The organism is Pseudonocardia sp. ICBG601, assembly GCF_020496245.1.
In genome coordinates, this window is sequence record NZ_JAHLJA010000174.1 from 1 (window position 1) to 9585 (window position 9585).

General features: G+C 65.8%; 8 protein-coding genes. 4 read left to right on the forward strand and 4 right to left on the reverse strand.

Features of this window, described 5'->3' with window-relative positions; translation table 11 throughout:
• Positions 1–126: 126 nt before the first annotated feature.
• Entirely contained in the window at positions 127–744 is a 618-nt protein-coding gene (locus KPL57_RS57060) for a hypothetical protein (RefSeq protein ID WP_226358489.1), read from the reverse strand.
• Between the two features lie 1163 nt (positions 745–1907).
• Here KPL57_RS57060 and KPL57_RS57065 point away from each other — a divergent pair.
• Entirely contained in the window at positions 1908–2729 is an 822-nt protein-coding gene (locus KPL57_RS57065) for a DUF3631 domain-containing protein (protein ID WP_226358490.1), read from the forward strand.
• Between the two features lie 198 nt (positions 2730–2927).
• On the opposite strand, the gene KPL57_RS57070 is transcribed toward KPL57_RS57065, so the two are convergent.
• Together KPL57_RS57070 and KPL57_RS57075 are read right to left on the reverse strand one after the other, a co-directional pair.
• The gene (locus KPL57_RS57070) at positions 2928–3227 is read right to left on the reverse strand and encodes a sigma factor-like helix-turn-helix DNA-binding protein (protein WP_226358491.1); all 300 of its coding nucleotides are present in this window, start codon (positions 3225–3227) and stop codon (positions 2928–2930) included.
• The gene (locus tag KPL57_RS57075; RefSeq protein WP_226358492.1) at positions 3224–4147 is read right to left on the reverse strand and encodes a replication initiation protein; all 924 of its coding nucleotides are present in this window, start codon (positions 4145–4147) and stop codon (positions 3224–3226) included. Before KPL57_RS57075 ends, KPL57_RS57070 begins: the two co-directional genes overlap by 4 nt.
• Positions 4148–4265: 118 nt before the next feature.
• On the opposite strand from KPL57_RS57075, the gene KPL57_RS57080 reads away from it, so the two are divergent.
• The 3 genes from KPL57_RS57080 to KPL57_RS57090 all read left to right on the forward strand — a co-directional run bounded on the left by KPL57_RS57080 (position 4266) and on the right by KPL57_RS57090 (position 9126).
• Positions 4266–7235 carry a Tn3 family transposase gene (locus KPL57_RS57080; RefSeq protein WP_226351132.1) on the forward strand — a complete coding sequence of 990 codons (2970 nt, stop codon included), beginning with the start codon at positions 4266–4268 and terminating at the stop codon, positions 7233–7235.
• Between the two features lie 246 nt (positions 7236–7481).
• On the forward strand, positions 7482–8066 hold the full coding sequence (locus KPL57_RS57085; RefSeq protein WP_226351775.1) for a recombinase family protein: 585 nt from the start codon (positions 7482–7484) through the stop codon (positions 8064–8066).
• A 115-nt stretch (positions 8067–8181) separates the two neighbouring features.
• Complete coding sequence (locus tag KPL57_RS57090; RefSeq protein ID WP_226358493.1) at positions 8182–9126, forward strand: ParA family protein; 945 nt, start codon at positions 8182–8184, stop codon at positions 9124–9126.
• Here the strand turns inward: KPL57_RS57090 and KPL57_RS57095 are convergent.
• Positions 9101–9585: hypothetical protein (locus KPL57_RS57095; RefSeq protein ID WP_226358494.1), on the reverse strand; the 485-nt coding region annotated here is incomplete at its 5' end. The two genes, KPL57_RS57090 and KPL57_RS57095, sit on opposite strands and share 26 nt — an antisense overlap.

A 9585-nucleotide genomic window follows, 5' to 3' on the forward strand; every position in this document is an offset into this window, starting at 1 on the left:
ACGAAGCAATCGCGACACTCTTACCGCGTCCCAAGCTAGCACAAGGAAAGCCGACGCAATGATTGCCCATTCCAATGCAGTGTGAATTGCGGAGAGATTCATAGATTTCCATCGATCAGCGACTTACTACCTCTGGGTCAAGACTTCCGCCTGCGAATTGGCGCTGGGCCTACCAGCAATTCTGGATAACTTTGTCGACTCCGAGGATTTCCGCAGCAAGCGCACCCACTCCGATCCCCCCTCCTCGAAAACCTCCACTAGAGCAGTCTTGAACTTCTTTCCCTGCTTTTTCTTCGCTTGCAGCTTATCGATGACCTTGCCGACGCCGCCAAACTTGTCCACAATCCGCTTAATCTTAATAATCTTCGCGGCGGCTACCGCATTAGAGCCAATCGCAATAAGAATCCCGTACGAGCACTGCGCGAGATTGAAAGCATAAGGCGCCGCGCCAGGCGACGTCTTGTAGTTACTTTCCAGCCACGCGATAGTAGCTTGATCTCCCTGGCGCAGAACGTCCTCAGGGATTGAATCGATAACACGGAGAGCGCTCTCCACCGCAGTCACGTCTTCCCCGACTGAAGACGCCACTAACTTCAAATCTTCCGCGGACACAATGCCCGCAGCCGAAGCAGTCACCGACTGAGTCTCAGCCGAAGCGATCCCCGTAGCCGACCCCATCGCAACAGCCACAACCAACACAGTCCCGATAACACGAGACGCAGATGCGAACTTCTTTGTACTCACGACCGCATCCGAGCACGCCCCCCCCCCGTTGGTCAAGAACCACTACCGGAAGCAATCAGACGAACACGCTCAGCCACTACGGACAAATACGCCGAAACCAACTTAAACCACCCACCCACCACGCCCCACCAACAACAGCCACCGCCAATGCGCAGCGAGGCGAACAACCACCTACACCGCAGATACGCCCAAACCAGCTCAAACCGCCCACCCTTGCCGCAGTCAGTTGACCTTGACCTTGACCTTCCTTCTCTCAAAGCATGGAACTACGTACTGATGATCATGGCCGCTCCGCGCCCACCGGAACTCACTCAACCATCCACACAACAGCAGGTCACAGCGATGACTGACTCGAGAACGCCCAGGGGGCAAGTCCAGAAGACGGCCCCGAAAACGATCTTGTGCTCTCTCGGGAGTAACAAAGCCTCTCTCGGGAGTTACTGGGCCACCCGTCGGGCCGACAGCACCGAGGACACGCGACCTCAACGATAGCGCGACAACCCCCGCATCCGCCGGATCGCGCATCGGGCGGATGCGGGGGCTCCTGCACGCACCACAACACCGTGCAAGCAGATGCTAAAACCATCCTGCGGCACCTTTGAAACCGCACAACCAGTCACATCAATACCGTGCCCGGCACCACCCCTGCCCTAGCGCAAAAGAGCACTCATCCGTAGCTCTGACAACGCCCAGCCCTCCGGCACCACAAGCGGCAGAAAAGGCGGCAGGGGAGCCCTCAGCAACACCTGCAGAGCGCCGCAATCTATAGCGCCGGAAACGCAACCACGCACCACCGAAAACCGTGACCGCCGCCGCGCGCCACCCCAGCCCCCGACTCGTCACGCAGAGTGAGATTTCGGGGGATGTCCCGAAGCGGCCCTCAATCCGTACCAATCCGTACCATCCGTAACAGCAATGCTAACTGTGCAGGTCAGGCCCTGATTATGGGTGGTACGGATTGAAGGCCTGGTACGGATCAACCCGTACCAGGCCCCCGGCGAGCCTGCCGCTCAGACGGCCCGAAGACCGGTCAACACGCGGTCTGACCAGTGCAAATATGCGCCGGAGCCCCTCACGGGAGTTGCCGTCACGGTCTGTGACCGAAGTGAGGCGGCGACGGACCCGCAGCGGTCTACCGCTCCATCACCGCCGACCCACCCACGATGCTCGTCGACGAAGCCGACACGATCTTCGGACCCGCCGCCACCGGCCACGAAGACCTCCGCGGACTCCTCAACGCCGGACACCAGCGGAACCGGCCCGCGAAGCGCTACGACCTCGCCAAAAACCGCGTCGAGTCGATCTCCACGTTCGCCATGGCCGCCCTGGCCGGGATCGGACGCATGCCCGACACCATCGAAGACCGCGCCATCGTCGTCCACATGCGCCGCAGAGCACCCGGAGAGACCGTCGCGCCATACCGGCACCGACGCGACCGACCGAAGCTTCAACGGCTCGCTGAGCGGCTGCACGGCTGGCTCCGCAACGACCTATCGGTCTTGGAGGCGGCTGAGCCGGTGATGCCGGTCGAGGACCGCGCCGCGGACACCTGGGAACCACTGGTCGCCATCGCCGACCACGCAGGCGGGCACTGGCCCGACCGCGCACGCACAGCCATCCTCGCGTTGCAAGCAGAAGACGCCGGGGACGACCGATCCGAACGCATCCGACTCCTCGCCGACTGCCACACCGCCTTCGGCGACGAGGCCGCGTTGCCGACCATGCGACTCCTCCAGCAACTCCGCGCCGACCCCGAAGCGCCGTGGGCGGACTACGGACCACGCGGCGAGGGACTCACCGCCCGACGCCTCGGCGTCCTGCTGAGCGAGTACGACATCCGCCCGGCGACCATCCGGTTCGCCGGGCTCGGACAGACCAAGGGATATCGCCGCGAGGCTTTCGCCGATGCCTGGCGGCGCTACACGCCTGATCTCGTCACCAACAGTGACGATCGTGCCCAGGTGTCCACCGGATCAGCAGAATAGCTGGTCAGGCTGCCTTCAGGGCGATCTTCGGCGCGCGTGAGCGCGCTGTCCGCTGAGGGGGTGGTACGGATTGATCCGTACCACCCCCTCAATCCGTACCACCCATAATCAGAGCCTGACCTGCACAGTTAGCATTGCTGTTACGGATGGTACGGATTGGTACGGATTGAGGGCCGTTTTGGGACATCCTTCGAAATCTCACTCTGCGTGATCAGCGGTATGGCGAGCCACAGCAGCAGCCCAGTCGCCGTTGCGGCGGGCGGTATAAAGCACGTGCCCGACGGACCCGATGCTGGTGCCGAGCCGTTCCGCGATCTCGCGGTAGGTGAGTCCCTGGAGGCGGAGCTGCACCGCAGCGGCACGGCGTTGTCGCGCCCGCCGTTCGTAGTCGTCTCGCGGTTCGGCCATCATGCGCACGACAGTGGCGCGAGTGACGCCGAACTGTTCAGCGAGGTCGCGAGCAGACTTGGTTCGCCGCTTCGGAATTTGCGCAGTCATGAGTAGGCCACCTTCGCCATCATCTCTCGAATCTGCTGCGACGCCTCAGCCTGGTCTCCGCCGCGCGCGAGTCCTCCGGGTCGGCTGTTTCCGGCGAGTCCTCCGTTGCGTCCGGAGCCTACTCGGCCTCCTTTGCGTCCGCGGGCGGCTTGGATGGCGGAGAATGCTGCGTCGTAGGCGGCGGGGCCGTCGTTCCACATGCGGGAGTAGTTGATGGTCCAGTCGGAGATGGACTGGGAGATGTGGCCGAGTTCGTTCCCGCCGAGGGGGATCGGGAAGTCGGCGTTGAGGATGGCGACGTGTTTGGCGACGGCGGCGCGGTAGCCGTCGGCGTCGCCCCAGTGGTGCCGCATTTCCCGGTAGGCGAAGCGGCGGACCATGTGGAACAGGGTTTCGTTGCGGGAGTAGCCGACGGGTTCACGCCGCCGCTGGTTGTGCCAGCCGCGTCCGGGCATGTGTCCGGCGGCGGTCAGGATCGCCCCGTATTGGTTGAGGGTGGAGGTTTTGTCGTGGAGGAAGTGGGTGATCCAGCGGGAGTGGAACGGGTTTTTGATCAGCCGCCCGGGATAGGACGGGTCCCCGCCGACGGCGCGCCGTAGTGCTTCTTCGATGGAGAGGCCGTAGCGGACCGCGCGGCGTGATCCGTAGTTGGTGACGTTGATCGGTGTCGTGATGCCGAATCCGGCGTGGGCGTGGCCGTTGACGGGGTTCTCGATGATCACGTTCGGCATCGGGTGGCTGTCGACGGTGGAGACCATCCGTAGGACCGCGTCGGCGCTGTCGCCGTCGATGCCGATCAACCCCCACACCTGCTTGGGGTGCAGCTCGACGTGCATCCGGGTCATCGCCTCCTCCCGGGTCTGCCGCCACACGCCGTCGTCGAACTTGTCCGCGGCGAGTGGGTACCGCGACGTCCACAAACGCCCCCAGATCGGGGTGCCGGTAAGGATCGTGTCATCAGCCGCAAACGAGCGCTGGGGGCTTGACCCTGAATCTCTGGTCGCGGCGGTGTCCGGGGGGTGGGAGTAGCGTCCGTGCGTGGCGCGTGAGCTGGGTCAGGACGAACTGATCGATCGGTGGACGCTGGTCGAGGCCGAGCTGGCGATGGTGGCCGGCAAGCGTGGCGCGACGCGGCTCGGGTTCGCGGTGTTGCTGCGCTTTTACACCGAGCACGGCCGGTTTCCCCGCAGCCGGAGCGAGATCCCCGACGCCGCTGTGGACTACGTGGCCCGGCAGGTCGGTGTGCCGGTGACCGAGCTGGCGTTCTACGACTGGTCCGGCCGCACGATCGAGTTCCATCGCAGCCAGATTCGCCGGACACTGGGGTTCCGGGAGTGCAGCGTCGCCGACGCCGACAAGCTCACCGAGTGGCTGGTCACCACCGTCACCCAGACCGAGCGCGGCGCTGAACGTGTCCGTGACCAGCTGCTGGACCGGTGCCGGGAGGAACGTATCGAGCCGCCCACCGGCGGCCGCGTCGACCGGATCGTGCGCTCGGCGCTGCACCGCGGCGAGGAGCTGCTGTTCGCACGGGTGGCGATCCGCTTATCCGAGGCGGTGCGCGTTCGGCTGTTCGCCTTGGTCGCGGCCGGTGCCGATGACGACGGCCAACCCGGCGGGGACGGTGACGGGCCGGCGGTGCTGGCCTCGATCCGGTCCGATCCGGGCAACGTCAGCCTGAACACGATGTTGACCGAGATCGCCAAGCTGGAAGCGGTACGGGCGGTCGGCCTGTCAGCCGGCGTGTTCGCCGACATCGCCCCGAAGGTGGTCGCCGCCTGGCGGGCGCGGGCGGCGGTCGAGGCGCCCAGCCACCTGCGCGGACACGCGCCTGAGGTGACGCTGGCCCTGCTGGCGGCGTTGTTGCACTGCCGGGAACGGGAGATCACCGACACGCTGGTCGAGCTGCTGATCTCCACCGTGCACCGGATCAACGCCCGCGCCGAGGTCCGGGTGACCAAGGAGCTGATCAAGGAGTTCAAGCGGGTCACCGGCAAGGAGAACTTGCTGTTCCGGGTCGCCGAGGCGACCGTGAACGCCGGCGACCAGCTCGTGCGCGACACCGTGTTCCCGGTCGCGCCGCAGGCCGTGCTGGCCGACCTGATCGCGGAGTTCAAGTCCTCCGGGCCGACCTACCAGCGCACCGTGAAGGCCACGCTGAAGGGCTCCTACACCAACCACTACCGGACTGGGCTGATCAAGCTGCTGGACGTGCTGGAGTTCCGCAGCAACAACACCACCCACCGGCCGGTGCTCGACGCGCTGGAGCTGATCACCCGCTACGCCAGCGCCGGGAACCTGCACTACTACCCGGCCGGCGAGCACATCCCGGTCCATCGCGGCCTGAGCGAGGACTGGGAGGCGCTGGTTTACAAGGACGACAAGCGCCGCCGGCAACGGGTCGTGCGCATGGTCTACGAGGTGTGCACCTTCCAGGCGCTACGCGAGCAGTTGCGGTGCAAGGAAATCTGGGTCGTCGGCGCGGACACCTGGCGCAACCCGGCCGAAGACCTTCCGACCGATTTCGAGGACCATCGCGTCGAGCACTACCAGGCGCTGCGCAAGCCGCTGGACCCCAGCCAGTTCATCGCCGACCTGCAAGCCGAGATGCGCGCCGAGCTGGAGGCCCTGCACACCGCCCTGCCGGGCTGCGATTGGTTGTCGATTAGCGACCGCGCGGCTGGCGCGGTCAAGCTGGCCCCGCTGGAGGCCTCGCCGGAGCCGCGCAACCTGCGCCGGCTCAAGCAGGCTGTGCAGGCCCGGTGGGGCACGGTGCCGCTGATCGACATGCTCAAGGAGGCGGTGCTGCGCACCGGCTGCCTGTCGGCGGTGACCTCGGTCGCCGACCGCGGCACCTTGCCCGAGCACGTGCTGGCCGAGCGGTTGCTGCTGGCTATCTACGGGTACGGCACCAACACCGGCATCCGTGCGGTCGCCGGCGGCGAGCACGGGCATTCCGAGGACGAGATTCGCTACGCCCGGCGCCGCTACCTGAGCACCGAGGCCGCGCGGCAGATCGCGATCGAGATCGCCAACGCCACCTTCGCCGCCCGCCAGCAGACACTGTGGGGCGACGGATCCACCGCCGTGGCCAGCGACTCGACTCACTTCGGCGCGTTCGACCAGAACATCTTCACCGAGTGGCACTCCCGCTACGGCGGCCGAGGGGTGCTGATCTACTGGCACGTCGAGCGCGGCTCCGTGGTGATCCACTCGCAGCGGCTGAACTGCTCGGCCTCCGAGGTGCACGCGATGGTCGACGGCGCGATCCGGCATGGCACCGACATGCAGGTCGAGGCCAATTACGTGGACACGCATGGTCAGTCCGAGATCGGGTTCGGCATCACGAAGCTGCTCGGGTTCGACCTGCTGCCGAGGATCAAGCGGATCAACAAGGTCAAGCTGTACCGCCCGGCTGCTGGCGAGCCAGACGCCTGGCCGGGTCTGGCACCGGCGATGACCCGCCCGGTCCGGTGGGACCGCATCGCTGAGCAGTACGACCAGATGCTCAAGTACGCCACCGCGATCCGCGTGGGCACCGCCTCGACCGAGGCGATCCTGCGGCGATTCATGAAGGCCAACGCAGCGCACCCGACCTACCAGGCGATGATCGAGCTGGGCCGGGCGCAAAAGACCATCTTCTTGGCCCGTTACCTGCACAGCCGGGCACTCCAGCGAGAGATCCACGAGGGCCTGAACGTGGTCGAGTCGTGGAATCGGGCCAACGCGGTCATCTTCTACGGCAAGGGCGGGGACCTGGCCACCAACCGGCGCGACGAGCAGGAGATGAGCGTGCTGTGCCTGCGGATCTTGCAGGCCGCCCTGGTGTACGTGAACACCCTGATGATCCAGGACCTGCTCGCTGGCTCCGAGTGGGACGACGCGCTCACCGCTGAGGATCGGCGCGGGCTGACGCCGCTGTTCTGGGCGCACGTGCTGCCCTACGGCGAGGTGCGGCTGAACATGGACGCCCGTCTTCGCCTGGCCGCCGCCGCCTCCAGCGGCTGACTGGCCGGTCTCGAAACCAAGGTTCCGCGACAGCGTGCAGGCGAGTTCGGACATCGACATCACCCCAGGTCACGCTGTCTCACAATCTAACGTCGAAACACCGCCTCGAAACACGGCCACATGGTAAACTTATGAGACAGTTGCGGGAGGAAACGAGACGATCATGACCGGCGAGTCCGCCATTACCGACCCGCGGATCGCCGCCGCCCTGGATGCCGACCGGGACCAGGCCAGGACGGTGACGTGATGGAACTGGGCTACGCCCGCGTCTCGACCACACACCAGGACCTCGAACGACAGCTCGACGCCCTGGGCCACCACGGCATACCCGACGAGCGGATCTACACCGACAAGAAGACCGGCGCCACCATCGACCGGCCCGGCTTCACCGAGCTGCGCCGCTACGCCCGCTCCGGCGACACGATCATCGCGACCAACCTCGACCGACTCGGCCGCAATCTGCGCGAATGCCTCAACGTCGTGCACGAGCTGCGCGAGCAGGGCATCGGGATCAAGACCCTGAAGGACCCGATCCCGATCGACACCACCGACGACTCGCCGATGGCCGAACTCGCCGTCGCGCTACTGGCGCTGTTCGCACACATGGAACGAGTGTTCATGCGCGAACGCGCCGCCCACGCCCGCGAGGCCACCGCAGCCACGGGCAAACTGCCCGGCCGACCCCGCAAACTCGACCCCAACCAGCTCGCCGCGGCCCAGGCCGCCCTCGACACCGGCCAGACCGCCGACCAGATCGCAGCCGCGTTCGGCGTCAGCCGCGCCACCCTCTACCGCAACCTCACCGAAAATAAACCCGCTGACCAGCAATGATCGACTCGTTTGCGGCTGGTGACAACTCCCTTACCGGCGCCCCTACTTGGGGACGACGTAGAGGTCGGCGGTGCCGTCGGGGCGTGTAGACCACCCAAAATTACCGTAATCGATCATGCTGACACTGCAGCTTGCGTATATGCTTGCGTATATGCTTGCCGAATCGACGAGGACTGCCTGGGCGGTACTGGAGCGTCAGCAGAACCAGGGGACGGTTCAGCTTCATTGGCCGGATGAGCTTGACACGGTGCTGCTGGCCATCGACAGCGAGAAAGGTGGGGTCGGCAAATCCTCGCTGGCCGGTGGCTTGGTTGCTGTCATGGCGGCTGCTGGGCATGAGGTCCTGGCCGTCGACCTCGACCCGCGCGCCACTCTGACCGCTGAACTCGACGCAGTAGCCCCAGAGGGCGTCACAGAGATGCCTAGCCTCAACGACCTACTTCACGAGGACCAGGGGATCGATCCCAGCGAGCTACCGGAGCTGCGTGGTTTAGCTAGCCAAGCCGTGCGGCCTGCTGGGGCACACTGGGGGGACCGGGTCCGAGTTCTTGCCGCTGAACGGGCACTGGCGCACCGCGAGTCCGACTTGACGACACCGAACATCGAGCACCGCCTTGCTCTATCCCTAGAGGGCTTCAAAAGACAGTTCCGGCTGGTAGTCATCGACCTGCCACCGCGGGCCGGGGGCAAACTCGTCGGGGCCGGCCTGCTCGCGGCCACGCATGTGTTGTTTCCCGGCACTCTCGACGAAGACGGTTTGATCGGAGTCCGGGACGCCCGCAAGACCGCTCGGCGGGTCTCTCGCGCACATCCGGCGGCGCTGCGCCAGGTAGGGGTTCTGCGGACCATCGTCGAGCCCCGAACGCGACTCGCGGAGCTGAGCGATCGGCGCTTCACCGAGGAATTCGACGACGTCCTCGACGTGGTCATCCCCAAACGCATCGTGCGCCGTGAAGCCCGCACGGCGTGCGTGCCGATCACCACCGCCACAACGCGGGACGCGCAAGATCTGGTAAGCGCCTACACGGCGGTGCTCAACACGATTGCGGAGGCCCCCTGATGGCTGGGCTCATCGACAAAGCAGTCCAGCGGCCCCGTCTCCGCAAGGCCACGGACGCCCACCAGGACCCTGCCGATATCCAAGGTCCCCCACTGCGGCTGAGCGGCTCCGCCAGCGAGAAGACCAGCGGCTCCGCCAGCGAGAAGACCAGCGGCTCCGCCAGCGAGAAGACCAGCGGCTCCGCCAGCGAGAAGACCAGCGGCTCCGCCAGCGAGAAGACCAGCGGCTCCGCCAGCGAGAAGACCAGCGGCTCCGCCAGCGAGAAGACCAGCGGCTCCGCCAGCGAGAAGACCAGCGGCTCCGCCAGCGAGAAGACCAGCGGCTCCGCCAGCGAGAAGACCAGCGGCTCCGCCAGCGAGAAGACCAGCGGCTCCGCCAGCGAGAAGACCAGCGGCTCCGCCAGCGAGAAGACCAGCGGCTCCGCCAGCGAGAAGACCAGCGGCTCCGCCAGCGAGAAGA

Excerpts from the sequence above, each read along its gene's own strand:
- KPL57_RS57065 (WP_226358490.1), top strand. The coding sequence starts at position 1,908 with ATGCTCGTCGACGAAGCCGACACGATCTTCGGACCCGCCGCCACCGGC.
- KPL57_RS57070 (WP_226358491.1), bottom strand. The coding sequence starts at position 3,227 with ATGACTGCGCAAATTCCGAAGCGGCGAACCAAGTCTGCTCGCGACCTC.
- KPL57_RS57085 (WP_226351775.1), top strand. The coding sequence starts at position 7,482 with ATGGAACTGGGCTACGCCCGCGTCTCGACCACACACCAGGACCTCGAA.
- KPL57_RS57090 (WP_226358493.1), top strand. The coding sequence starts at position 8,182 with ATGCTGACACTGCAGCTTGCGTATATGCTTGCGTATATGCTTGCCGAA.